Source organism: Serratia sp. C2(1) (assembly GCF_036352655.1).
GTDB classification, from domain to species: domain Bacteria; phylum Pseudomonadota; class Gammaproteobacteria; order Enterobacterales; family Enterobacteriaceae; genus Serratia; species Serratia inhibens.
Map to the genome: position 1 here is coordinate 3,054,941 of NZ_JAZFBA010000001.1, position 22,834 is coordinate 3,077,774.

Genomic DNA, 22,834 nt, shown 5'->3' on the forward strand with positions numbered 1-22,834 from the left:
GCATCGGCTATGTCGTCGTCAAAAACAGAAACGGCCCGCAGGCCGTTCCAAAATTCGCCAGTAGTAATACCCTAAATCGTGGTTAAAGTTCCACTGATACCGCAAATTTAGCCGTCAGGCCAAGGTTCCGGCCCCGCGACAGGGTGGAGAAGCAGGCACAGTATCCTGCAGCCCTTCCCACTCTTTCAGGGTATAAGTATGTAACGCCAGCGCATGTACGCCATCGGCCAACTCATCCGACAACACGCCGTAAATCGAGCGATGACGCGTCAGGAAACGTTCTCCGACAAAGCGATCGCTGACCAACACCACCTTGAAATGGCTTTCTGAACCCGCCGGAACGTTATGACGATAGCTTTCATCAACGACTTCCAGATACGCGGGCTCAAATGCCGCCCTTAACTTTGCTTCTATTTGCTCGCGAATCATAGGATCTCCTTACTACACCGGCAGAGGACCGTGCCCATCTATTTCAATATTAGCCGGTTTCGCCCCTTTTAGACTATTCATCACGTAAATTTCTCTTCGCCATGCGCAAAAAATGGCCAACATACGCTATCGCTTGAGCTTTATCTGATTGAGACGGTCAAAAAAGCATGTTTTTATCAACGGCAGGTAAAAATTTGTCACTCCGGTGCGTTCTGCGCTTCCCCCGGCCGGCGGCGATGCTATGATGTCGACAATTCGTTGTTGGCTATCCCGCTCTGATTATTACAGAAAGTTTACTCAAACCGGCCTCTCTATCATCAGCAGTTTGAGTCGGCTTAAAATCCATCGAGAATGAGACAGTAACTATGTTAAAAAAACTTTGCCTTCCACTGTTGGCCGCTCTGATGCTGGCCGGCTGTGCTACCAGCAGCAACACCCTGAATGTAACGCCGAAGATCGTCCTGCCTCAGCAGGATCCGACCCTGCAGGGCGTAACTATCAGCATTAACGGTGCCGATCAGCGTCAGGATCAGGCGTTGGCGAAAGTGAATCGCGACGGCCAACTGGTTACGCTTACCCCATCACGCGACCTGCGTTTCCTGCTGCAAGAAGTGCTGGAGAAACAAATGGGCGCGCGCGGTTACATGATCGGCGCCGATGGCGCGGTTGATCTGCAAATCGTGGTGAACAACCTGTATGCGGACGTATCCGAAGGCAACCTGCGTTATAACATCACCACCAAGGCCGATATTTCGATCACCGCTCAGGCGAAGAACGGTAACAAGCAGGTGAAAAATTACCGCTCCACCTATAATGTGCAAGGCGCATTCACCGCGACCAACGAGAAAATCACCAACGCGGTTAACACCGTATTGGGTGACGTTATCGCCGATATGGCGCAAGACACCAGCGTCAACGACTTTATCAAGCAGAACGCGCGTTAATCCGCGAATACTTTGTGCCGCCTGGGCAATCGGGCGGCACAGACAGGGAAATCATGTCGAAACAGTATCTGAATATTTTCACCCAGCGTAACTCCGCCATTCTCCTGCTGCTGGGCTTTGCCTCGGGTTTGCCGCTGGCGCTGACCTCCGGCACGCTGCAAGCCTGGATGACCGTCGAAAACATCGATCTGAAAACCATCGGTATTTTCTCACTGGTCGGTCAAGCCTATGTGTTCAAATTCCTGTGGTCTCCCTTTATGGACCGCTACACCCCGCCATTCCTGGGGCGACGTCGTGGCTGGCTACTGATCAGTCAGTTGCTGCTGGTGGTGTCGATTGTGGCCATGGGCTTCATGCAGCCGGCGGAGCATCTGTGGTGGCTGGCGGCGTTGGCAGTGCTGGTAGCATTCTGTTCGGCCTCGCAGGATATTGTTTTTGATGCATATAAAACCGACCTGCTGAGCACCGAAGAACGTGGTACCGGGGCGGCGATCTCCGTTCTCGGCTACCGCCTGGCGATGCTGGTCTCCGGTGGATTAGCGCTGTGGCTGGCGGATCGTTACTTCGGTTGGCAATCAACCTATTGGCTGATGGCAGGGCTGATGCTGATTGGTATCGTCGCCACCCTGCTGGCGCCAGAGCCGGACGATAGCATTCCGGCACCGCGCTCCATGGAACAGGCGGTGGTCGCCCCGCTGCGTGATTTCTTTGCGCGTAACAATGCCTGGCTGATTTTGCTGCTGATAGTCATGTACAAAATGGGCGACGCCTTTGCCGGCAGCCTGAGCACTACGTTTCTGATCCGTGGCGTGGGCTTCGACGCCGGAGAAGTCGGCCTGGTAAACAAGACGCTCGGTCTGTTCGCCACCATCGTCGGCGCGCTGTTTGGCGGCGTGCTGATGCAGCGCCTTAGCCTGTTCCGCGCCCTGATGCTGTTCGGCATCCTCCAGGCGGTGTCCAATCTCGGTTACTGGATCCTGGCGGTCACCGACAAGAATATCATGACCATGGGCAGCGCCATTTTCCTGGAAAATCTGTGCGGCGGTATGGGCACTGCGGCTTTCGTCGCGTTGCTGATGACGTTATGCAACAAGTCGTTTTCCGCCACCCAGTTCGCCCTGCTGTCGGCGCTGTCCGCCGTCGGCCGCGTCTACGTTGGCCCGATTGCCGGTTGGTTCGTGGAAGCCCACGGCTGGCCGCTGTTCTATTTATTCTCGATAGCCGCTGCTCTGCCAGGCCTGCTGCTGTTGCGCGTATGTCGTCAAACGCTGGAATATACTCAGCGCACAGACAATTTCATGCCGCGTACCGAGTTCCGTCAACTTTACCGCTGGGCGCTGCGTTTGCTGACCCTCGGCTGCTCACTGTTGGCGGTCTGGCTGATTTTACTGATTACCAACGCGCTCGACTGGAGTGCCTTGCCGACCCTGGCCGATCTCTTGCTGCAGGCAGGCGCCGCACTGAGCCTGGTGGGTATCGCGATGGGCAGCCTGCTTGACTATCTTGCGCTGCGTCGCACCCGGCTGGTCTGATATCGCCGGCCGGTCATAGCACCGGCCGGCAAAAAAGCATCAACGTGATGAGTTTATTTTTCTAAAAAAACATAATTGCCGTTAAAATTATTTTTTTATCCGAGCAAGACACGCGGAAATAAAATTACTTTCACTTTAAATACACAATTATTTTACATTGTATAAACTTTTTCTTCGTATTTAAAATACGGCAAGTGAATCGGCCAAAATCAGCATACCGTTAGTTTTCCTTAACATAGAGTCTACCCGGCACGATTCAGCGCGCCAACGCGTTGTTGCCATTGGTAAATTGTCACGCAAGGTTACATCTGTGACCCCCTTAACAGAAAGTGTCTACAAGGCGCTGACACTCCCTTAAGCATGTTTACAGTACTGCAACCTTCCCGTAAAATGCCCGCACACATGAAACGACAATAGAGCCTTTGTAATTGAGGTCGTTAGATGAGACTTAAGAAATACAATAAAAGTATTGGGATGTTGTCATTAATTGCATCCACTGTAATGCTCAGTGGTTGCAATATGGTATTGATGAACCCCAAAGGAGCAATTGGTGTTGAGCAACGGACACTGATTATCACTGCAATCGCGCTAATGTTGATCGTGGTGATACCAGTTATCTTTATGGCGTTCGCCTTTGCCTGGAAGTACCGTGCTTCCAACAAAGACGCCAAGTACAGTCCGAACTGGTCACATTCCAACAAGATCGAAGCGGTCGTCTGGACCATTCCTATCATTATCATCGCCATCCTTGGCACCATTACCTGGAAGACTACCCACGAACTTGATCCGTTCAAGCCGATTGTCACCGACAAGAAGCCGATGACGATCGAAGTGGTGTCGCTCGACTGGAAATGGCTGTTTATCTACCCGGAACAAGGTATTGCGACGGTTAATGAGCTGGCTTTCCCGAAAGATGTTCCAGTCGAATTCAAGATCACCTCTAACTCGGTAATGAACTCGTTCTTTATTCCTCAGTTAGGTGGGCAGATTTATGCGATGGCCGGGATGCAGACCAAACTGCACCTGATCGGCAATGAAGCGGGCAAATACGACGGTATTTCCAGCAGCTTCAGCGGTCGCGGGTTCTCCGGCATGAAATTCACCGCTATTGTCACCCCAACCGAAGGCGACTTCGATCAATGGGTTGCCAAGGTGAAAGAATCGTCTAATAACCTTAACGCCACCAGCGACTTTAACAAACTGGCAGAGCCGAGTGAAAACAACCCGGTCGAGTACTTCTCCAGTGTCAAACCGAATTTGTTCAAAGAAACTATTGGCAAATTCATGGGCGACATGAACATGCACAAAGGCGCAACTGCGCATGAAGGCATGGACATGAGCCAGGGTATGGACATGAGTGAGCATGCTCACGCCGGAGCCGAGGAATAATCTGATGTTGGGAAAATTAACACTTGATGCGGTTCCGTACCACGAACCGATCATCATGGTCACCGTGGCTGCAATTGTTATTGGGGGCCTGGCTCTGCTGGCTCTGATAACTTATTTCGGCAAATGGAAATGGCTGTGGAGCGATTGGCTGACTTCGGTCGATCATAAAAAAATTGGTATCATGTACATCATCGTGGCAATGGTTATGCTGCTGCGTGGTTTCGCCGATGCCATCATGATGCGTAGCCAGCAGGCGCTTGCGTCCGCCGGCGAGGCCGGATTCCTGCCACCGCACCACTACGACCAAATCTTTACCGCTCACGGCGTAATCATGATCTTCTTCATGGCGATGCCTTTCGTGGTAGGTCTGATGAACGTCGTGGTTCCGCTGCAAATCGGTGCGCGCGACGTTGCCTTCCCGTTCCTGAACTCCCTGAGCTTCTGGTTCTTCGTGGTGGGCGTAGTGCTGATCAACATCTCTCTGGGGGTGGGTGAGTTCGCGCAGACCGGTTGGCTGGCTTATCCGCCGCTGTCGGGCAAGGAATACAGTCCTGGCGTAGGGGTCGATTACTGGATCTGGAGTCTGCAGATTTCCGGTCTGGGTACCCTGTTGACCGGTGTGAACTTCTTCGCCACCATCATGAAGATGCGTGCCCCTGGCATGCCTCTGATGAAGATGCCGGTGTTCACCTGGGCGGCGCTGTGTACTAACGTCCTGATCATCGTTTCTTTCCCAATTCTGACCGTCACCATCGCGTTGCTGACCCTGGATCGCTATCTGGGCACCCATTTCTTTACCAATGATATGGGCGGCAACATGATGATGTACATCAACCTGATTTGGGCCTGGGGTCACCCAGAGGTGTATATTCTGGTTCTGCCGGTGTTCGGTGTGTTCTCCGAAGTGACCGCGACCTTCTCCAGAAAACGCCTGTTCGGCTATACCTCACTGGTATGGGCAACCATCGCGATTACCGTTCTGTCGTTCATCGTATGGCTGCACCACTTCTTTACCATGGGGTCCGGCGCGAACGTTAACGCCTTCTTCGGTATCGCCACCATGATCATTTCCATCCCTACCGGGGTGAAAATCTTCAACTGGCTGTTCACCATGTACCAGGGCCGCATTCAGCTCAACTCGGCAATGCTGTGGACCATCGGCTTTATCATCACCTTCTCTGTGGGTGGGATGACCGGCGTGCTGCTGGCAGTTCCGGGCGCGAACTTCGTGCTGCACAACAGCCTGTTCCTGATCGCTCACTTCCATAACGTTATCATCGGTGGTGTGGTGTTCGGTTGCTTCGCCGGCCTGACTTACTGGTTCCCTAAATCCTTCGGCTTCACGCTGAACGAGAAATGGGGTATCCGTGCGTTCTGGTTCTGGATCATCGGTTTCTTCGTTGCCTTTATGCCGCTGTATGCTCTGGGCTTTATGGGTATGACTCGTCGTATCAGCCAGAACATCAACCCTGAGTTCCACCCACTGCTGCTGGTCGCAGCTAGCGGTGCAGCTCTGATTGCCTGCGGTATTCTGTGCCAACTGATTCAGATCTTCGTCAGCGTGCGTGACCGCGAGCAGAACCGCGATCTGACCGGTGACCCATGGGGCGCTCGTACTCTGGAGTGGTCTACTTCGTCTCCACCGCCGTTCTATAACTTTGCCGTAGTGCCGCAGATTCATGACCGTGATGAATTCTGGGACATGAAAGAAAAAGGCGAAGCTTATAAGAAACCGGCTAAGTACGAGCCGATTCATATGCCGAAAAATACCGGCGCCGGTGTGATTATTGCTGGCTTCAGCCTGGTATTTGGTTTCGCGATGATCTGGGACATCTGGTGGATGGCGATCGCTGCCTTCGTAGGTATGATCGTGACCTGGATTGCCAAGAGCTTCGATGAAGATGTTGATTACTATGTGCAGGTTGATGAAATCGAGCGCATTGAGAACCAACACTATGAACAAATCAGCAAAGCAGGCGTGAAACATGTCAACTGATACTCTGACTAACCATAACGCAGCCCATGCAGAGCATGGGCACCATGACGCAGGAGAGACCAAAGTCTTCGGATTCTGGATCTACCTGATGAGCGACTGTATTTTGTTTGCGAGCTTGTTCGCGACTTATGCGGTACTGGTGAACGGGACCGCTGGCGGTCCCTCCGGCAAAGACATCTTCGACCTGAAGTTTGTCCTGGTTGAAACCTTCCTGCTGTTGTTCAGCTCCATCACCTACGGTATGGCGATGATCGGCATGAACAAGGGCAAGGTTGGCAGCGTTAATACCTGGCTGTTCCTGACCTTCCTGTTCGGTCTGGGCTTCGTAGCGATGGAAATCTATGAGTTCCATCATTTGATCGCCGAAGGTTTCGGTCCGGATCGCAGCGCGTTCCTGTCAGGCTTCTTCGCACTGGTTGCTACTCACGGTCTGCACGTGTCCACCGGTCTGGTTTGGATCATCATCATGATGATTCAGGTGAGCAAGCGCGGCCTGACTTCAACCAACAAAACCCGTCTGATGTGCCTGAGCCTGTTCTGGCACTTCCTGGACGTGGTCTGGATCTGCGTATTTACCGTCGTTTACCTGCTGGGGGTTATGTCATGAGCCATTCATCCCATGAAACTTCTCACGGCGGCGCAAGCCACGGTAGCGTTAAGTCATATCTGATCGGCTTTATCCTGTCGATCATCCTGACGGTGATTCCATTTGCGATGGTGATGAGCGGCACAGCCTCTCACTCAACCATCCTGGCGGTTGTAGTCGGCATGGCGGTAATTCAGGTAATTGTTCACTTGATTTACTTCCTGCACATGAATACCTCATCGGAAGAGCGCTGGAACCTGGTGGCATTGCTGTTCACCGCTATGATCATCGGTATCGTTGTTGTGGGTTCACTCTGGATTATGTACAACCTCAACATCAATATGATGGTCAGTTAAGAGTCGAGCTGCACGTGATGATTAAGCAATACCTGCAAGTAACTAAACCAGGAATTATTTTCGGCAATTTAATTTCTGTCGTAGGGGGATTCCTGCTCGCTTCCAAAGGAAGCATCGACTATCCCCTGTTTCTCGCCACCCTGGTGGGTGTCTCGTTGGTTGTCGCTTCGGGCTGTGTGTTTAACAACTACATTGACCGCGACATCGACAAGAAAATGGAGAGAACGAAGAACCGGGTGCTGGTGAAAGGCCTGATCGCGCCGAGTGTGACCCTGGTTTATGCTACCGTTCTGGGTATTGCGGGCTTTGTGTTGCTGTATATCGGTGCCAATCCGCTGGCCATGTGGCTGGCGGTGATGGGCTTCGTGGTTTATGTCGGCGTTTACAGCCTGTACATGAAACGCCACTCGGTATACGGCACGCTGATCGGCAGCCTGTCGGGCGCTGCGCCACCGGTTATCGGTTACTGCGCGGTGACCAACGAGTTTGATGCCGGTGCGTTGATCCTGCTGGCTATCTTTAGCCTGTGGCAGATGCCGCATTCCTATGCGATTGCCATCTTCCGCTTTAAAGATTACCAGGCGGCCAACATTCCGGTTCTGCCGGTAGTCAAAGGCATTTCCGTGGCGAAGAACCACATCACGGTCTACATTCTGGCGTTTATGATTGCTACGCTGATGCTGACCTTGGGCGGCTATGCCGGCTACAAATACCTGATTGTCGCTGCGGCGGTAAGCGTATGGTGGCTGGGTATGGCGTTGCGTGGTTACAAAACCGAAAATGACAGCATCTGGGCGCGCAAACTGTTTGTGTTCTCCATTGTTGCCATCACTTCGCTGAGCGTGATGATGTCTATCGACTTCAGCGCCACGGCATCGCCAGAAACGCTGATGACCTACGTCTGGTAAGCCAAATCGTCTGTAAATGGGCCGCCAAGCGGCCCATTTTATTTGTCTCGCCGAAAAGCCGTCTAACTGTAATATCTGTTAAACAACATTCGATTTACCCCCCCTGCCCTTCACACTAAAATGACGCAGTTTTTCAGAAGCTATCCCACCAGGCGTTATCGCCGATAACCTGCTGGAATGGCTTTTAATGAGGTTTTAATGAACGACAATGCAATGACCCCGCAGGAACGACGGGCGACCTGGGGATTAGGGACGGTATTTTCACTGCGCATGCTTGGCATGTTTATGGTGCTGCCGGTTTTGACCACCTACGGTATGGCGTTAAACGGCGCCAGCGAAACGCTGATCGGTATCGCCATCGGCATTTACGGCCTGGCACAAGCGGTGTTTCAGATCCCCTTCGGCCTGATTTCCGACCGCATCGGCCGCAAGCCGCTGATCGTCGGCGGGCTATTGATCTTTGCACTGGGCAGCGTTATCGCCGCAGTCACCGACTCCATTTGGGGCGTGATCCTCGGCCGGGCATTGCAAGGCTCCGGCGCTATCGCTGCGGCGGTGATGGCGTTGCTGTCGGACCTGACCCGCGAGCAAAATCGCACCAAAGCGATGGCATTTATCGGCGTCAGCTTCGGTATCACCTTTGCCATTGCCATGGTCGTCGGCCCGATCGTCACCCACGCTTTCGGTCTGCATGCGTTATTTTGGATGATTGCCGCACTGGCCCTGGCCGGTATCGTGATTACTCTCGCAGTCGTACCTTCCGCCGACAGCCATGTGCTGAACCGCGAATCGAGCATCGTGCGCGGCAGCTTCAGCAAAGTGCTGAACAACTCCCGTCTGCTGAAGCTGAATTTCGGCATCATGTGTCTGCATATCCTGCTGATGTCCAGCTTCGTTGCGCTACCGCTGGCGATGGAAAAAGCCGGCCTGGCAGCAAGCCGACATTGGATCGTCTATTTGGTCACCATGCTGGTCTCTTTCGCCGCCGTGGTACCCTTTATCGTTTATGCCGAAATGAAACGCCGCATGAAGCAGGTGTTTATGGGCTGTGTGGCGGTTCTGTTCTGCGCCGAAGTGCTGTTGTGGCTATCCGGCGCCCACCTGTGGGGCATCATTGCTGGCGTGCAGTTATTCTTCATGGCCTTTAACGTGATGGAAGCGATTCTGCCTTCGTTGATCAGCAAAGAATCCCCAGCCGGCTACAAAGGTACCGCCATGGGGGTTTACTCCACCAGCCAGTTTATCGGCGTGGCGATTGGCGGCAGTTTGGGTGGCTTGCTGTACGGTCTGCAAGGTGCCGGGTTGGTGTTTATCGCCGGTGCGGTTATCGCCGCAGTGTGGTTCCTGGTCAGCAGCACCATGCAAGAACCCCCGTACGTCAGCAGCCTGCGCATTACGTTGTCGGAACTGGCGGTGAAGGATTCTGCGCTGGAAAGTCGTCTGAAGGCCCAGCCTGGCGTGACGGAAGCGATTGTAGTGCCCGAAGAGCGCAGCGCCTACGTGAAGGTCGATACCAAACAGACCAACCGCGGCCAGCTGGAAGCACTGGTAAATTCGCTGTAATAAAAAGGGCCAGCTTGCTGGCCCTCGGTAATATCCTCGCGGAAAAGTTAATCGCGGAAGTTCTTGAACTGGAACGGTTGCCCCAGATCGGCACCGCGCACCAGCGCCATCACCCCTTGCAAATCGTCGCGTGACTTGCCGGTAACGCGGACTTCATCGCCCTGAATTTGTGCCTGGACCTTCAGCTTGCTGTCTTTGATCAGCTTGACGATTTTCTTCGCCTGCGAGCTTTCAATACCCTGCTTCAGCTTGGCTTCCACGCTGTAGGTTTTGCCGCTGTGGGTCATTTCTTCCGGGATCTCCAGCGCGCCGCCATCGATACTGCGCTTGCTCAGTTTCTCACGCAGAATATCGAGCAGTTGCTGCACCTGGAATTCAGATTCGCTGGCGACTTTGATGCTTTCATCTTTTTCGTTCAGCTCAAAACTGGCCGGTACGTTGCGGAAATCCCAACGGGTGCCGAGATCGCGCGTGGCGTTCTCAACGGCGTTACGCACTTCCTGCATATCAATTTCGGAAACAATGTCGAAAGATGGCATACTTCTTCCTCCTGAATTTAGAGCCTAAAGCGATAGGCGATTTCGATGCCGAGCATGATAACCGCTTTAGCGCTCCAGGCAAAATCTGCTGAACCTATCGGCAGATAACTCGCCCGATAGCAGAAAAGTCTATAATTATACGACGGTAAGTGAGCGGTATTCCCGTTACCCCAAGGAGACTGGATGAAAATAACTGTTCTTGGTTGCGGCGCGCTCGGACAACTGTGGCTTGCCAGGCTGTATCAGCAGGGCCACGATGTACAGGGATGGTTGCGGGTGCCGCAACCCTTCTGCGCAGTGAACGTGATTGAGCCTGAGGGCGTCTCGTTCAACCGGAATTTGCCTACCAACGATCCCGAACATCTGGCCCAAAGCGAACTGTTGCTGGTCACGCTGAAAGCCTGGCAGGTTTCCGGCGCCGTCAGCGCGCTGCTGCCCAGGTTGAACCCGCGTTGCGCCATTTTGCTGCTGCATAACGGCATGGGTACCCAGGATGAGCTGCCACCGAACCATCAACCGCTCTTACAGGGCACCACAACCCACGCGGCACGACGCGATGGCGGCACTATTATCCATGTTGCCGGCGGCACCACGCATATCGGCCCGACATCGGCGGCGGCGATACACCTTAGTCATCTGGCGGAGATGTTGCATCAGGCGCTGCCCGATGTGGCCTGGCACGACAACATTGCTTCAGCAAACTGGCGCAAGCTGGCCGTCAACTGCGTGATTAACCCACTGACGGCGCTGTATAACTGCCGTAATGGCGAGCTCCAACGCTACCCGGAGCAAATCGAAGTCCTGTGCCGCGAAGTCTCCAGCGTGATGGAAATGGAGGGCTACCACACCTCCTGCGAAGGGCTGATGCAATACGTGATGGCGGTGATTCAGAGCACGGCGGACAACGTATCGTCGATGCTGCAGGATATCCGCAGCCAGCGACACACCGAGATCGACTATATTACCGGCTACCTGCTGCGCCGCGCACGCAGCCACGGCGTCATCCTGCCGGAAAATGCGCGGCTGTTTGAACTGATTAAGCGAAAGGAAAATGAATATGAGCGTATCGGCGCTGGTCTGCCTGGCACCTGGTAGCGAAGAAACCGAAGCCGTCACCACCATCGATCTTCTGGTGCGAGCGGGGGTCAATGTTACTACCGCCAGCGTAGCCGGTGATGGCGACCTGACTATCGTCTGTTCACGCGGCGTCAGGCTGCTGGCGGATGCGCCGCTGGTGTCGATTGTCGACGATCCCTTCGATGCCATCGTGTTGCCCGGCGGCCTGAAGGGTGCCGAGTGTTTCCGCGACAGCCCGCTATTGGTAGAGAAAGTGCGTCAGATGCATCTGCAGGGCAACATCGTCGCCGCCATCTGTGCGGCGCCGGCCCTGGTATTGCAACACCACGATCTGTTCCCCATCGGCAATATGACCGGTTTCCCCGGTTTGAAAGATCAAATCCCGGCAGACAAATGGATGGAGCGGCGCGTGGTATACGATGCGCGCGTCAATCTGCTCACCAGCCAGGGGCCGGGAACATCGATGGAGTTTGCGCTGAAGTTGATCGATTTGCTGCTGGGTAAAGCAAAAGCGGCGGAAATTGCCGCACAGCTGGTGCTGATACCGGGCATGTACGACTTCCGCGATTAGTTGTTTTCTATTCTGCAAACGAAATACAAAATCCCCAAAATAATTGGAGCGGCAACAAAGCGGCCAGTACGAGGAGCCCCGGGAGCTTACTTGAGTAAGTGACCGGGGTGAGCGTACGCAGCCAACGCAGTTGCCGCTTCAGTATGAAGTGGATTTAAGGGCGATAGACTTTGATGTTGGTAAACCCCTGCTCCAGCAGGTACAGCGCCTGCAGACGGCTCATCACGCCACGATCGCAGTACAGCAGGTAGGTTTTGCTCTGATCCAGGGAGCCAAACTGCGTGCTGAGTTTGTAGAACGGCAGCGGTTTCACCTCAACCTGCTCCAGCTTCAGCGGCTTCTCTTCCTGCTCGTCGTTAGAACGGATATCCAGGATCACTTCGTCAGCGCCAAAGGCCGCCACGGTTTCTACTTCGGCAACCTGTTCCTGCGCCTGTTCGGCGATGGTACGGATATCGACATTCTTCGCTTCACTCACCACGCGATCGAGAATGGAAAAATCGAAGTGACTTTCCTCTTCTTCAATTTTTGCTTTGATCGCTTTTACCGTTGGGCTTTTCGAGATGACACCGCAGTATTCCGGCATGGTCTTGGCAAAGTCTTCGGTGCCAATCTCGCGCGCCACTTTGATGATGTGCTCTTTGTCGTGCGAAATCAGCGGACGCAGGATCAGAGTATCGGACGCATTGTCGATCAAACGCAGGTTAGTCAGCGTCTGGCTGGACACCTGGCCCAGCGCCTCGCCGGTCACCAACGCCTGAACACCATAACGTTCTGCAACTTGCGAAGCGGCGCGCACCATCATGCGTTTGAGCACCACGCCCATCTGGCCATCGTCGACCTTTTCCAGAATCTCGCCGACCACGGGTTCGAAATCGATGGCGACAAAGCGCACCTTGTGCGAGCTGGCAAAGCGGTTCCACAAATAATACGCCACCTGCTTGACGCCAATTTCATGCGCCGCACCACCCAGATTGAAGAAGCAGTAATGTACGCGGCAACCGCGACGCATCAACATATAGCTGGAAACGCCGGAGTCGAAACCACCGGAAATCAGCGACAACACGTCTTCCTGAGTGCCAACCGGGTAACCGCCGATGCCTTCGCGACGTGCTTTTACCAGCATCAGCTTATCGTCTTCGATTTCCAGGTTGACCGTCACCTGCGGGTGCGACAGCTTAACGCGCGCACTGTCGATGTGCTGGTTCAAACCGCCGCCAACGTAACGTTCCACGTCCTGCGAGTTGAAGTCCTGCTTGCCGCGGCGCTTGACGCGCACGCAGAAGGTTTTCCCCTCAAGCTGCTCGCGGTAAGCTTCCAGCGTCTGCTCGAAAATGTGGTGGATATCGGTGTAGCCGCGGTCTTCCACTTCCAGAATGTGGTGGATGCCGGGAATGCGCGTCAGCGCGTCGGCAATCACCGGCCGCTGGTTTTCATCTTTGGCGCGAACTTCGATATGATCCCAATGACGGACAACCGCCAGCGTTTCATCATACTGCTTCAGGACGTTGCGGATATTGGTCGAGAGAATCTTGATGAAGCGCAAACGCACAGATTGACTCTTGATGGTGATTTCCGGGAACAATTTAATGATAAACTTCATGGCGGTCTTTATTGTCAGAATTACGAGGGAAAAGGATTTACAATGTATATGCGATTGATAAAACCAACGGCACTGCCGAATGTTTTATCAATCGCATTTGCGGCGCGGAGTATATCACTATCTGGTGAGGCTCGGTGCACAAAACCACACATGCGCGCCATGATTTGCTAATCAAGATCCGCTAGGATAGGCTCTGGCGCCACTGTTCACATGATGATGTAAAAAGAAAATTATGCCGAAAAAACCTGCACAATCAGACAGTACAGAGCAAAGCATCAGCTTTGAAAGTTCCCTCAGCGAACTGGAAAACATCGTGACGCGTCTGGAATCGGGTGAGCTTCCGTTGGAAGATGCGCTGAATGAATTCGAACGCGGCGTACAGCTAGCGCGTCAAGGCCAACAGAAACTGCAACAGGCCGAGCAGCGCGTGCAAATTTTACTTAACGACAGCGCCGATGACGCCGCGCTGGCGCCTTTCACCCCGGATGCAGAGTAATCGTCATGTCTGAGATCGTCCAACAGGCCGCTTTTTCTGAGCAGTTACAGGCTTTTCGCCAACGGGCCGACCGCACGCTGCTGGATTTTATCGCACCGCTGCCGTTCAACGACGGCAACATGGTGGCCGCAATGCGCCATGGCGCGCTGCTGGGCGGTAAACGCCTGCGTCCGTTCCTGGTGTATACCACCGGGCAGATGTTTGGCGTTTCATTGAATAATTTGGATGTGCCGGCCGCTGCGGTAGAATGCATTCATGCCTATTCGTTGATCCATGACGATCTACCGGCAATGGACGATGACGACCTGCGTCGCGGTCAGCCGACCTGCCATATCAAATTTGGCGAAGCCAGCGCGATCCTGGCGGGCGATGCGCTGCAGACGCTGGCATTTTCCATTCTGGCCGATGCCGACATGCCCGATGTGGCGCTGCGCGATCGGCTGGCGATGGTGTCCGAACTGGCGACCGCCAGCGGCGTTGCCGGCATGTGCGGTGGCCAGTCGCTGGATCTCGAAGCTGAAGGGCGGCAAATCGATCTTCCTGCGCTGGAGCAGATCCATCGCCACAAAACCGGCGCGTTAATCCGCGCGGCGGTTCGCCTTGGGGCTCTGGCCGCCGGTGAACCTGGCCGTGCAGCGCTACCGCAGCTTGACCGTTACGCCGCGGCGATCGGCCTGGCGTTTCAGGTGCAGGATGACATTTTGGACGTTGTCGGCGAAACCGAGAAAATCGGTAAACGCCAGGGAGCGGACCAGCAACACGGAAAGAGCACCTATCCAGCTTTGCTCGGGCTTGACAGCGCGAAAGCAAAGGCGTGGGATCTCTATCAGGAAGCTTTAGCTGCATTAGACACTTTGGCAGCGCAATCTTATAACACAGCGCCATTGCGAGCGTTAGCCAGCTTCATTATTGAACGCGACAATTAACGTGTGACGTTAACTCCTCTGATATGAGTATCGAATGAGTCTTGATATAGCCAAATACCCGACCTTGGCGCTAGTGGAAAATCCCGATGAACTCCGCTCGCTGCCAAAAGAGAGCCTGCCGAAGCTGTGTGACGAACTGCGGCAATACCTGCTGGACAGCGTCAGCCGCTCCAGCGGCCACTTTGCGTCCGGGCTGGGTACCGTCGAACTGACGGTGGCATTGCACTATGTTTACAACACACCCTTCGATCATCTGGTATGGGACGTTGGTCACCAGGCCTACCCGCATAAAATTCTGACCGGCCGTCGCGACAAGATTTCCACCATTCGTCAAAAAAATGGCCTGCACCCTTTTCCCTGGCGCGCCGAGAGTGAATATGACGTGCTGTCGGTTGGCCACTCGTCTACCTCGATCAGCGCCGGCCTCGGTATGGCGGTCGCGGCGGAGCGTGAAGGAAAAAATCGCCGCACGGTCTGCGTGATTGGCGATGGCGCGATCACCGCCGGCATGGCGTTTGAAGCCATGAACCACGCTGGGGACATCAACCCGGATATGCTGGTGGTCTTGAACGACAACGAAATGTCGATCTCCGAAAACGTCGGCGCCCTGAACAATCATCTGGCGCAGCTGCTTTCCGGCAAGCTCTATTCCACCCTGCGCGAAGGCAGCAAAAAAGTGCTGTCCGGCCTGCCGCCTATCAAAGAGCTGGTCAAGCGCACCGAAGAACACCTGAAAGGCATGGTGGTACCGGGCACGCTGTTCGAAGAGCTGGGCTTTAACTACATCGGCCCGGTCGACGGCCACGATGTTCAGGCGCTGGTCGCCACGCTGAAAAACATGCGCGATCTGAAAGGCCCGCAGTTGCTGCATATCATGACCAAAAAAGGCCGTGGTTACGCGCCGGCGGAAAAAGATCCGATCAGCTTCCACGCGGTACCAAAATTCGATCCCGCCAGCGGCACCTTGCCGAAAAGCGCCGGCGGTCTGCCGACCTATTCGAAAATCTTCGGCGACTGGCTGTGTGAAACCGCCGCCAAAGACAGCTCGCTGATGGCCATTACCCCGGCGATGCGCGAAGGCTCCGGCATGGTGCAGTTCTCCCGCGATTATCCGCAGCAATACTTTGACGTTGCCATTGCCGAACAGCATGCGGTCACCTTTGCCGCCGGTCTGGCGATTGGCGGCTACAAGCCGGTGGTGGCGATTTACTCCACCTTCCTGCAGCGGGCTTACGATCAACTGATCCACGACGTGGCGATCCAAAAACTGCCGGTGATGTTTGCCATCGATCGCGGCGGCATCGTCGGTGCCGACGGCCAGACTCACCAGGGGGCGTTCGATCTGTCGTTCATGCGTTGTATCCCGACCATGGTGATCATGACGCCGAGTGACGAAAACGAGTGCCGCCAGATGCTGTACACTGGCTATCACTATAACGAAGGCCCAAGCGCCGTCCGCTATCCGCGGGGTAACGGCACCGGTGCGCCGCTGGAACCGCTTGGCGCGTTGCCGATCGGCAAAGGTGTGGTACGCCGAGAAGGCGAAAAGGTCGCGATTTTGAACTTCGGTACCCTGCTGCCGGAAGCGGCTCAGGTGGCTGAAGCCCTCAATGCCACGCTGGTGGATATGCGTTTCGTGAAACCGCTGGACGAACAGCTGGTGCTGGAACTGGCTGCCGGTCACGAGGTGCTGGTCACGCTGGAAGAGAATGCCATTATGGGCGGTGCCGGCAGCGGCGTTAACGAACTGCTGATGGCCAAACGCCGGGCAGTGCCGGTGCTGAATATCGGCCTGCCGGACAGCTTTGTGTCACAAGGCAGCCAGGAAGAGGTCCGCGTCGATCTGGGCCTGGACGCCGCCGGCATACGGCGACAGATCGAAACCTGGCTGGCGCAATAATCCCCGCGCCTGATTGTCCAACGCCTCCGCTTTGCGGGGGCGTTTTCGTCTCTGCCATCCCGATAATCCACTACAGTTATAGATCTGTGCTGACACCTGGAGGCAAGCATGAAGTATCTGAAACTGGGTAACACCGATCTGAACGTCTCGCGTATCTGCCTGGGTTGTATGACCTACGGTGAACCCAATCGCGGCAATCACGCCTGGACGCTGCCGGAAGAAAGCAGCCGCCCGCTGCTAAAACAGGCACTGGACGCAGGCATCAATTTCTTTGACACCGCCAACAGCTACTCAGACGGCAGCAGCGAGGAGATCGTCGGCCGGGCGCTGCGGGATTACGCGCGCCGTGATGACGTGGTGATCGCCACCAAAGTCTATTTCCCCCTGAGTAATCTGGAACGCGGGTTGTCGCGCGCCAAAATCATGCAGTCTATCGACAACAGCCTGAAACGATTGGGCACCGACTATGTCGATCTGCTGCAAATCCACCGTTGGGATTATGAAACGCCCATTGAAGAAACGCTGGAAGCGCTGCATGACGTGGTCAGGGCCGGTAAAGCGCGCTACATAGGCGCATCGTCGATGTATGCCTGGCAGTTCGCCAAAGCGCTGTACACCGCCGATCTGCATGGCTGGACGCGGTTTGTCAGCATGCAGGACCAGTACAACCTGATTCAGCGTGAGGAAGAGCGCGAAATGCATCCGCTGTGCGCCGCCGAAGGCATCGCGGTGCTGCCGTGGAGCCCGCTGGCACGCGGTCGTCTGACTCGCCCCTGGGGTGAAACCACCGCACGGCTGGTGTCCGATCAGGTCGGCAAAAATCTGTATGACGAAACCGAAGGTATCGATGGCATTATCGCCGAACGCGTCGCCACCCTTGCACAAGAACGCGGTGTATCGCGTGCGCAGGTTGCGCTGGCCTGGCTGTTGAGCAAGCCGGTGGTCAGTGCTCCCATTATCGGCGCGTCGCGCCACGAACACCTGGAAGATGCCGTGGCCGCCGTCGATCTGACATTAACGCCGGAAGAGATTGCCGAGCTGGAAACGGCCTATGTGCCGCATCACGTGACGGGGTTTGAATAACGCGGAGGGTTCAAGGGCGCAGCAGTGTTGCACTGCGCCCCTGCAATCAAAACAGCCCAAGCGGCCAGTGGTGACCAATCAGATAGATGATGCCGGCCGAAAGCACCCCGGCGACGATATCGTCGACCATGATGCCCATACCGCCATGCACGTTACGATCGAACCAGCGGATCGGCCAGGGTTTCCACATGTCGAGAACGCGGAAAATCACAAAGCCCAGAGCTACCCACTGCCAGTCGTTGACCGGCAGCGCCATCAGCGTGATCCACATGCCGACAAACTCGTCCCAGACGATGCTGCCGTGATCGTGTACCCGCATGTCTTTGGCCGTCTGATGGCACAAATAAACGCCGATACAGATGCTGAACATCACCAGCAACGAATAGAGCTGCCACGGCAGTTGGATCAGCAACAGCCAGAACGGAATCGCCGCCAGTGACCCCATGGTGCCCGGTATTACCGGTGACAGGCCACTGCCGAAACCGGTGGCCAGCAGGTGCCACGGATTGCTCATCCGCAGACGGCGTTTAGCTTCATCCATGTTACGCCTGCTCCGCGCTGAAATGATCGAAGCCCTTCCAGGACAGCTCCACCGCTTCATCGTTGCGGTAGAATTTAATGCCTTCGGAAAGCGGGCCAATCTGGCCAATACAGGTGTAATCCGCGCCCAAATGACTCAGCGCCACTTCCAGCGCACCGCGGTTGATTTCCGGCACCGTAAAACACAGTTCGTAATCTTCACCGCCGGTCAGCGCCCAGCGCAGCGCCTGTTCAGCATCCGCGTGGCTGCTCAATACCTGCGACAGCGGCAGCTCATCCAGATCGATGCGCGCCCCGCACTCGGAGGCTTTCAGCACGTGCTTCAGATCGGAGATCAACCCGTCGGAAATATCAATCGCCGAGCTGGCTAAATCACGCAGCGCCTGCCCCTGCAACACCCGCGGCTGCGGCCGCAGATGGCGGCCAATCAGGTAGTCTCGTGCGTCGGCATCCGCTACCTGCAGGCGATCTTGCAAGATTGCCAGGCCGGCGGCGCTGTCGCCCAACGTACCGGTAGCGTAAATCCAATCGCCGATGCGCGCACCGCTGCGGGTCAACGCCCGGCCGGCCGGGATCAAGCCATGAATGGTTAACGTCATGCTCAGTGGGCCACGCGTAGTGTCGCCGCCAATCAACTGCATGCCGTAATAATTAAGCTGTTCGAACAGGCTGTCGCTGAACGCCTTCAGCCAGGGCTCATTCACATCAGGCAAGGTTAACGCCAGTGAAAGCCAGGCCGGATCGGCGCCCATTGCCGCCAGATCGCTCAGGTTGACCGCCAGTGCTTTGTAGCCGAGATCGGCCGGATCAATATCCGGCAGGAAGTGAACGCCCGAAACCAGGGTGTCGGTACTGACGGCCAAAAGCTGTTTTTCTGCCACTGTCAGGAGTGCGCAGTCATCTCCAATGCCCAACTGTACGTCCCGGCGCAGACTCTTAAACCGGTCAAAATAGCGGGCAATGAGGTCAAATTCGCCGCATGCCATGGTTGATATTCCAATAGAAGAAATTAAGGCCGGAGATGCCGGCCTTAATTTTTTATTTTTTCTTGCGGATGCTTGGTGCTGCTTTATCCAGCACGCCATTCACAAACTTGTGGCTGTCTTCGGCGCCGAAGGTTTTCGCCAGTTCGATCGCTTCGTTGATAGCCACTTTGTAAGGCACATCCTCACGCATTTTCAGCTCAAACAGCGCAATACGCAGGACGGCTCTTTCTACCTGGCCCAGCTCTTCGAGCTGACGCGACAGGAAAGGTGCCATCAGGCCATCCAGCAGACCCGCATTCACCGCCACGCCGGACAGCAGCTCCCGAAAATAGGCGATGTCCACATCTTTGACATCTTGCTCCGTCAGGAACTGGTGTTCAACATCGGCAATGTCATTTTTAGACAACTGCCAAGAGTAAAGCGCTTGAACAGCGCACTCACGAGCGCGGCGACGAGCAGCAGGTTTCACGGAATTCCCCTTAACTAAATTCAGGCTTTAATAGCTTTGATAACATTAATCATTTCAAGTGCGGTCAGAGCAGCTTCAGCACCCTTGTTGCCCGCTTTGGTGCCGGCACGCTCGATAGCCTGTTCAATGCTCTCGGTGGTCAGCACGCCAAAGGCAACCGGGATTTCAGCGTTCAGCGAAACATTGCCGATGCCGGAGCTGGCTTCGCCCGCTACATATTCGAAGTGCGCGGTGCCCCCACGGATAACGGTGCCCAACGCGATAATCGCATCGTATTTGCCGGTGTTGGCCAACACGCGAGCCGTCAGCGGCAGCTCGTAAGCGCCCGGGACCCAGACAACGGTGATGTTGTCGTCAGCAACCTGACCTATGCGCTTCAGTGCGTCGATGGCACCTTGCAGCAGGCTGTCGTTGATGAAATTGTTAAAACGTGCAATTGCGATCGCCACACGGGCATTTGGAGTAGCAACAACACCTTCGATAACTTTCATGGGCTTTCCTTAAAAATGGGTTCAATACCCCGCAGGGGGGCGGATTCTATCACATTCTTTATCTACCTGCGCGGCGGTTTTGTAAAACGCCAATCGGGCCGGCAAGCGGACGTTATGTTCAGTATTTCGGCTTCAGCCGCAAGCGCAGATCGGGGCCGATTTGCCGCACTTCGCTGAAGACAAATTCCGGCGTATCGGCCAGGCGTTCAAGGCCCGGTAACTGGCACAGGCCGCGCCCATTATCACCCATCAGTTTTGGCGCGATGTACAAAATGAGCTCATCGACCAGCCCTGCCTGCAACAACGCGCCGGAAAGTGCAGCGCCGGCTTCTACCCAGATAGAATTCACCTGGCGTTTCGCCAGTTGCATCATCATCACGACCAGATCGACCCCGCCGCCGTGTGCCGGAAATGTCAGTTGTTCAACATCCTGCGGCCAACTCCGATCGTCCGGTTGCAACCGAGCCAACCAGGTCGCCCCTGGCGCACGCACCACCCGATGCTGCGGCGTTACGCGGTTCCGGCTGTCGAGGATGATGCGCAACGGCTGGCGCAGATTTTCACGCGGATAGAGGCTCTGAGTGGCGGCATCCAGCTCATCCCAACGCACCGTCAGTGACGGATCGTCGGCCAACACCGTGGCGCTGGTGCTCAGGATGGCGGCGCTTTGCGCTCGCAGACGCTGCACGTCCTGCCGCGCCTGCGGTGAGGTGATCCATTGGCTCTCGCCGGAGGCCATTGCCGTACGGCCATCGAGCGAGGCCCCCAGCTTTAGCTGCACGTAAGGAAAACCGGTGCGCATGCGTTTGAGAAACCCCGGATTCACCGCTTCGGCATCGCTCAGCATCAGGCCATGGCGCACGTCTATACCCGCCTGCTGCAGCTTGTACAGGCCACGACCGGCAACCTCTGGGTTGGGATCCTGCATCGCCGCAACCACGCGGGCAACGCCGGCGGCGACCAGCGCGTCAGCGCAAGGCGGCGTGCGCCCGTGATGGCTACAGGGCTCCAGCGTGACATAAGCGGTGGCACCACGCGCCCGCTCGCCCGCCATACGCAACGCATGCACTTCCGCATGGGGTTCGCCGGCGCGCAGGTGATAACCCTCACCGACGATTTCGCCGTCACGCACGATAACGCAGCCGACGTTCGGGTTAGGAGCGGTAGTGAAGCGCCCCAGTCGCGCCAACTCAAAGGCGCGCGCCATATAAAATTCGTCGTTATGCATGTAACCCCTTAATCCTGCAGCCGGGCGATTTCTTCGCCGAATTCGCGAATATCTTCAAAGCTGCGGTAAACCGAGGCAAAACGAATATAGGCCACTTTATCCAGCTTCTTCAGCGCGTCCATCACCAGGTTGCCGACCAGCTTGGTCGGCACTTCGCGTTCGCCGGTGGCGCGCAGCTGGGATTTGATGTGGTTAATCGCATTTTCCACGTCGTCGGAGCTGACCGGGCGTTTTTCCAACGCTTTCAACATGCCGCGACGCAGTTTGTCTTCGTTGAACGGCTCACGCACTTCGTCGCTTTTTATCACCCGTGGCATCACCAGCTCAGCCACTTCAAAGGTGGTGAAACGTTCATTACAAACCAAACACTGACGGCGACGGCGCACCTGCGAACCATCACCCACCAGGCGGGAATCAATGACTTTGGTATCAACGGCGGCGCAGAAAGGGCAATGCATAACACGTCCTGATAAACGTTCTCATAGTTAAGAACAGTTTAACCCGAAGTGCGGTCACAACAAAGGCCGCCGACCATTTGTTGCGAGCTGCGATACCGAACGAGGCTAAAACAGCGGTGCGCATGACTTTCCTCGCCGGGCGGGCTAAGCTGATAACAGGAGATATTGAATAGGAAATCGCCGCCATGACAACCCCTTATCCGAAAGTTTTCCTGCTCAGCGCGCTTGTTCTGCTGGCGGGCTGCGCGCAGACTCACGAGGTGCCGAAGCTCCGCCATCAGGTGGTTGAACTGAATCAGAAATTAAGCACCCTGACCAACCAGGCCACGGCGCTGGAACAGCAGAACCAGCTGAATCAGAACTCCACCAGCGGCGTCTACCTGCTACCGACGGCCAATAACGCCGCGCGCCTGCAAAGCAGCATCGGCGAACTGAGCGTGTCGCTCAGCCACGTAAAAACCGAAGCCAATGGCACCCAGGCATTGCTGCACGTTCGTACCGTCTCGCAGGCATCGCTGCCGGCATTTAAAGCGGTGGTGGAATGGGGGCAACTGGATGCCGCCACCGGCAAACCGCTAACCGCCGACTCGCTGTCACAACCGGTCGCCAGTGCAGACTCGCTGTTGCCGAAGCCCGAGCAGAACTTTGAGCTGCGCTTTAGCGGCCTGACGCCTGAGCAACTGGGCTTTGTGCGGCTGCACAGCATAGTTCCGACCGCCCAACCGGCGGTGGTTCAGCAACACTAACCCGCGCACCCTCGCCGC

At 55.6% G+C, this 22,834-nt stretch carries 24 protein-coding genes; 15 read left to right on the top strand and 9 right to left on the bottom strand.

Going from position 1 to position 22,834, the window contains the following annotated elements; translation table 11 throughout:
• Window positions 1-114: 114 nt before the first annotated feature.
• Window positions 115-429, bottom strand: a complete 315-nt coding sequence (gene bolA / locus V2S86_RS14395; protein WP_004949296.1) for a transcriptional regulator BolA — start codon at window positions 427-429, stop codon at window positions 115-117.
• 365 nt (window positions 430-794) lie between these two features.
• Here bolA and V2S86_RS14400 point away from each other — a divergent pair, with 365 nt between their 5' ends.
• From V2S86_RS14400 to V2S86_RS14435, 8 genes are all read left to right on the top strand, one after another.
• The gene (locus V2S86_RS14400; protein WP_006319785.1) at window positions 795-1,373 is read left to right on the top strand and encodes a lipoprotein; all 579 of its coding nucleotides are present in this window, start codon (window positions 795-797) and stop codon (window positions 1,371-1,373) included.
• A 53-nt stretch (window positions 1,374-1,426) separates the two neighbouring features.
• Window positions 1,427-2,905: a muropeptide MFS transporter AmpG gene (gene ampG / locus V2S86_RS14405; protein ID WP_330762946.1), complete on the top strand. Its 1,479-nt coding sequence runs from the start codon at window positions 1,427-1,429 to the stop codon at window positions 2,903-2,905.
• A gap of 441 nt (window positions 2,906-3,346) precedes the next feature.
• On the top strand, window positions 3,347-4,294 hold the full coding sequence (cyoA, locus tag V2S86_RS14410) for a cytochrome o ubiquinol oxidase subunit II (RefSeq protein WP_006319783.1): 948 nt from the start codon (window positions 3,347-3,349) through the stop codon (window positions 4,292-4,294).
• Between the two features lie 4 nt (window positions 4,295-4,298).
• Window positions 4,299-6,290: a cytochrome o ubiquinol oxidase subunit I gene (gene cyoB, locus V2S86_RS14415; RefSeq protein WP_330762947.1), complete on the top strand. Its 1,992-nt coding sequence runs from the start codon at window positions 4,299-4,301 to the stop codon at window positions 6,288-6,290.
• Entirely contained in the window at window positions 6,280-6,897 is a 618-nt protein-coding gene (locus V2S86_RS14420) for a cytochrome o ubiquinol oxidase subunit III (RefSeq protein WP_006319781.1), read from the top strand. Before cyoB ends, V2S86_RS14420 begins: the two co-directional genes overlap by 11 nt.
• The gene (locus V2S86_RS14425; protein WP_004949284.1) at window positions 6,894-7,232 is read left to right on the top strand and encodes a cytochrome o ubiquinol oxidase subunit IV; all 339 of its coding nucleotides are present in this window, start codon (window positions 6,894-6,896) and stop codon (window positions 7,230-7,232) included. The genes V2S86_RS14420 and V2S86_RS14425 overlap by 4 nt, the downstream gene beginning before the upstream one ends.
• A 17-nt stretch (window positions 7,233-7,249) precedes the next feature.
• Window positions 7,250-8,140, top strand: a complete 891-nt coding sequence (cyoE, locus tag V2S86_RS14430; protein ID WP_330762948.1) for a heme o synthase — start codon at window positions 7,250-7,252, stop codon at window positions 8,138-8,140.
• A gap of 198 nt (window positions 8,141-8,338) precedes the next feature.
• On the top strand, window positions 8,339-9,703 hold the full coding sequence (locus V2S86_RS14435) for an MFS transporter (protein ID WP_330762949.1): 1,365 nt from the start codon (window positions 8,339-8,341) through the stop codon (window positions 9,701-9,703).
• A 47-nt stretch (window positions 9,704-9,750) separates the two neighbouring features.
• Here V2S86_RS14435 and V2S86_RS14440 read toward each other — a convergent pair whose 3' ends face one another.
• A complete protein-coding gene (locus tag V2S86_RS14440; RefSeq protein ID WP_330762950.1) occupies window positions 9,751-10,242 on the bottom strand; it encodes a YajQ family cyclic di-GMP-binding protein in 492 nt (163 codons plus the stop codon).
• 183 nt (window positions 10,243-10,425) lie between these two features.
• On the opposite strand from V2S86_RS14440, the gene panE reads away from it, so the two are divergent.
• The gene (gene panE, locus V2S86_RS14445) at window positions 10,426-11,337 is read left to right on the top strand and encodes a 2-dehydropantoate 2-reductase (RefSeq protein ID WP_330762951.1); all 912 of its coding nucleotides are present in this window, start codon (window positions 10,426-10,428) and stop codon (window positions 11,335-11,337) included.
• The gene (gene yajL, locus V2S86_RS14450) at window positions 11,300-11,890 is read left to right on the top strand and encodes a protein deglycase YajL (RefSeq protein WP_006319768.1); all 591 of its coding nucleotides are present in this window, start codon (window positions 11,300-11,302) and stop codon (window positions 11,888-11,890) included. The genes panE and yajL overlap by 38 nt, the downstream gene beginning before the upstream one ends.
• A gap of 154 nt (window positions 11,891-12,044) precedes the next feature.
• On the opposite strand, the gene thiI is transcribed toward yajL, so the two are convergent.
• Window positions 12,045-13,493, bottom strand: coding sequence for a tRNA uracil 4-sulfurtransferase ThiI (gene thiI / locus V2S86_RS14455; protein WP_330762952.1), 1,449 nt, complete (start codon window positions 13,491-13,493; stop codon window positions 12,045-12,047).
• Between the two features lie 232 nt (window positions 13,494-13,725).
• Here thiI and xseB point away from each other — a divergent pair, with 232 nt between their 5' ends.
• From xseB to V2S86_RS14475, 4 genes are all read left to right on the top strand, one after another.
• On the top strand, window positions 13,726-13,989 hold the full coding sequence (gene xseB / locus V2S86_RS14460; protein WP_004949276.1) for an exodeoxyribonuclease VII small subunit: 264 nt from the start codon (window positions 13,726-13,728) through the stop codon (window positions 13,987-13,989).
• 5 nt (window positions 13,990-13,994) lie between these two features.
• On the top strand, window positions 13,995-14,915 hold the full coding sequence (gene ispA / locus V2S86_RS14465) for a (2E,6E)-farnesyl diphosphate synthase (RefSeq protein ID WP_330762953.1): 921 nt from the start codon (window positions 13,995-13,997) through the stop codon (window positions 14,913-14,915).
• Between the two features lie 34 nt (window positions 14,916-14,949).
• The gene (dxs, locus tag V2S86_RS14470; protein WP_330762954.1) at window positions 14,950-16,815 is read left to right on the top strand and encodes a 1-deoxy-D-xylulose-5-phosphate synthase; all 1,866 of its coding nucleotides are present in this window, start codon (window positions 14,950-14,952) and stop codon (window positions 16,813-16,815) included.
• 108 nt (window positions 16,816-16,923) lie between these two features.
• Window positions 16,924-17,898: an aldo/keto reductase gene (locus tag V2S86_RS14475; RefSeq protein ID WP_330762955.1), complete on the top strand. Its 975-nt coding sequence runs from the start codon at window positions 16,924-16,926 to the stop codon at window positions 17,896-17,898.
• A gap of 46 nt (window positions 17,899-17,944) precedes the next feature.
• Here V2S86_RS14475 and pgpA read toward each other — a convergent pair whose 3' ends face one another.
• The 6 genes from pgpA to nrdR form a co-directional block, all read right to left on the bottom strand.
• A complete protein-coding gene (gene pgpA, locus V2S86_RS14480; RefSeq protein WP_311993704.1) occupies window positions 17,945-18,499 on the bottom strand; it encodes a phosphatidylglycerophosphatase A in 555 nt (184 codons plus the stop codon).
• The gene (gene thiL, locus V2S86_RS14485) at window positions 18,441-19,424 is read right to left on the bottom strand and encodes a thiamine-phosphate kinase (protein ID WP_330762956.1); all 984 of its coding nucleotides are present in this window, start codon (window positions 19,422-19,424) and stop codon (window positions 18,441-18,443) included. The genes pgpA and thiL overlap by 59 nt, the downstream gene beginning before the upstream one ends.
• Window positions 19,425-19,476: 52 nt before the next feature.
• Window positions 19,477-19,893 carry a transcription antitermination factor NusB gene (gene nusB / locus V2S86_RS14490; protein ID WP_006319758.1) on the bottom strand — a complete coding sequence of 139 codons (417 nt, stop codon included), beginning with the start codon at window positions 19,891-19,893 and terminating at the stop codon, window positions 19,477-19,479.
• Between the two features lie 20 nt (window positions 19,894-19,913).
• Window positions 19,914-20,384, bottom strand: a complete 471-nt coding sequence (gene ribH / locus V2S86_RS14495; RefSeq protein ID WP_004949262.1) for a 6,7-dimethyl-8-ribityllumazine synthase — start codon at window positions 20,382-20,384, stop codon at window positions 19,914-19,916.
• Window positions 20,385-20,502: 118 nt separating this feature from the next.
• Window positions 20,503-21,612 carry a bifunctional diaminohydroxyphosphoribosylaminopyrimidine deaminase/5-amino-6-(5-phosphoribosylamino)uracil reductase RibD gene (gene ribD / locus V2S86_RS14500; protein WP_330762957.1) on the bottom strand — a complete coding sequence of 370 codons (1,110 nt, stop codon included), beginning with the start codon at window positions 21,610-21,612 and terminating at the stop codon, window positions 20,503-20,505.
• Between the two features lie 8 nt (window positions 21,613-21,620).
• Window positions 21,621-22,070 carry a transcriptional regulator NrdR gene (gene nrdR / locus V2S86_RS14505; protein ID WP_004949256.1) on the bottom strand — a complete coding sequence of 150 codons (450 nt, stop codon included), beginning with the start codon at window positions 22,068-22,070 and terminating at the stop codon, window positions 21,621-21,623.
• Between the two features lie 185 nt (window positions 22,071-22,255).
• Here nrdR and V2S86_RS14510 point away from each other — a divergent pair, with 185 nt between their 5' ends.
• Window positions 22,256-22,816 carry a DUF3251 domain-containing protein gene (locus V2S86_RS14510; protein WP_330762958.1) on the top strand — a complete coding sequence of 187 codons (561 nt, stop codon included), beginning with the start codon at window positions 22,256-22,258 and terminating at the stop codon, window positions 22,814-22,816.
• Window positions 22,817-22,834 lie beyond the last annotated feature (18 nt).

Coding starts and splice junctions, on each gene's coding strand:
- xseB (WP_004949276.1), top strand. CDS start 13,726: ATGCCGAAAAAACCTGCACAATCAGACAGTACAGAGCAAAGCATCAGC.
- cyoA (WP_006319783.1), top strand. CDS start 3,347: ATGAGACTTAAGAAATACAATAAAAGTATTGGGATGTTGTCATTAATT.
- thiL (WP_330762956.1), bottom strand. CDS start 19,424: ATGGCATGCGGCGAATTTGACCTCATTGCCCGCTATTTTGACCGGTTT.
- nrdR (WP_004949256.1), bottom strand. CDS start 22,070: ATGCATTGCCCTTTCTGCGCCGCCGTTGATACCAAAGTCATTGATTCC.
- panE (WP_330762951.1), top strand. CDS start 10,426: ATGAAAATAACTGTTCTTGGTTGCGGCGCGCTCGGACAACTGTGGCTT.
- V2S86_RS14510 (WP_330762958.1), top strand. CDS start 22,256: ATGACAACCCCTTATCCGAAAGTTTTCCTGCTCAGCGCGCTTGTTCTG.
- ispA (WP_330762953.1), top strand. CDS start 13,995: ATGTCTGAGATCGTCCAACAGGCCGCTTTTTCTGAGCAGTTACAGGCT.
- ribD (WP_330762957.1), bottom strand. CDS start 21,612: ATGCATAACGACGAATTTTATATGGCGCGCGCCTTTGAGTTGGCGCGA.
- dxs (WP_330762954.1), top strand. CDS start 14,950: ATGAGTCTTGATATAGCCAAATACCCGACCTTGGCGCTAGTGGAAAAT.
- bolA (WP_004949296.1), bottom strand. CDS start 429: ATGATTCGCGAGCAAATAGAAGCAAAGTTAAGGGCGGCATTTGAGCCC.
- ampG (WP_330762946.1), top strand. CDS start 1,427: ATGTCGAAACAGTATCTGAATATTTTCACCCAGCGTAACTCCGCCATT.
- ribH (WP_004949262.1), bottom strand. CDS start 20,384: ATGAAAGTTATCGAAGGTGTTGTTGCTACTCCAAATGCCCGTGTGGCG.
- V2S86_RS14440 (WP_330762950.1), bottom strand. CDS start 10,242: ATGCCATCTTTCGACATTGTTTCCGAAATTGATATGCAGGAAGTGCGT.
- cyoB (WP_330762947.1), top strand. CDS start 4,299: ATGTTGGGAAAATTAACACTTGATGCGGTTCCGTACCACGAACCGATC.
- V2S86_RS14475 (WP_330762955.1), top strand. CDS start 16,924: ATGAAGTATCTGAAACTGGGTAACACCGATCTGAACGTCTCGCGTATC.
- V2S86_RS14435 (WP_330762949.1), top strand. CDS start 8,339: ATGAACGACAATGCAATGACCCCGCAGGAACGACGGGCGACCTGGGGA.
- V2S86_RS14425 (WP_004949284.1), top strand. CDS start 6,894: ATGAGCCATTCATCCCATGAAACTTCTCACGGCGGCGCAAGCCACGGT.
- yajL (WP_006319768.1), top strand. CDS start 11,300: ATGAGCGTATCGGCGCTGGTCTGCCTGGCACCTGGTAGCGAAGAAACC.
- cyoE (WP_330762948.1), top strand. CDS start 7,250: ATGATTAAGCAATACCTGCAAGTAACTAAACCAGGAATTATTTTCGGC.
- thiI (WP_330762952.1), bottom strand. CDS start 13,493: ATGAAGTTTATCATTAAATTGTTCCCGGAAATCACCATCAAGAGTCAA.
- pgpA (WP_311993704.1), bottom strand. CDS start 18,499: ATGAAGCGGTGGAGCTGTCCTGGAAGGGCTTCGATCATTTCAGCGCGG.
- V2S86_RS14420 (WP_006319781.1), top strand. CDS start 6,280: ATGTCAACTGATACTCTGACTAACCATAACGCAGCCCATGCAGAGCAT.
- V2S86_RS14400 (WP_006319785.1), top strand. CDS start 795: ATGTTAAAAAAACTTTGCCTTCCACTGTTGGCCGCTCTGATGCTGGCC.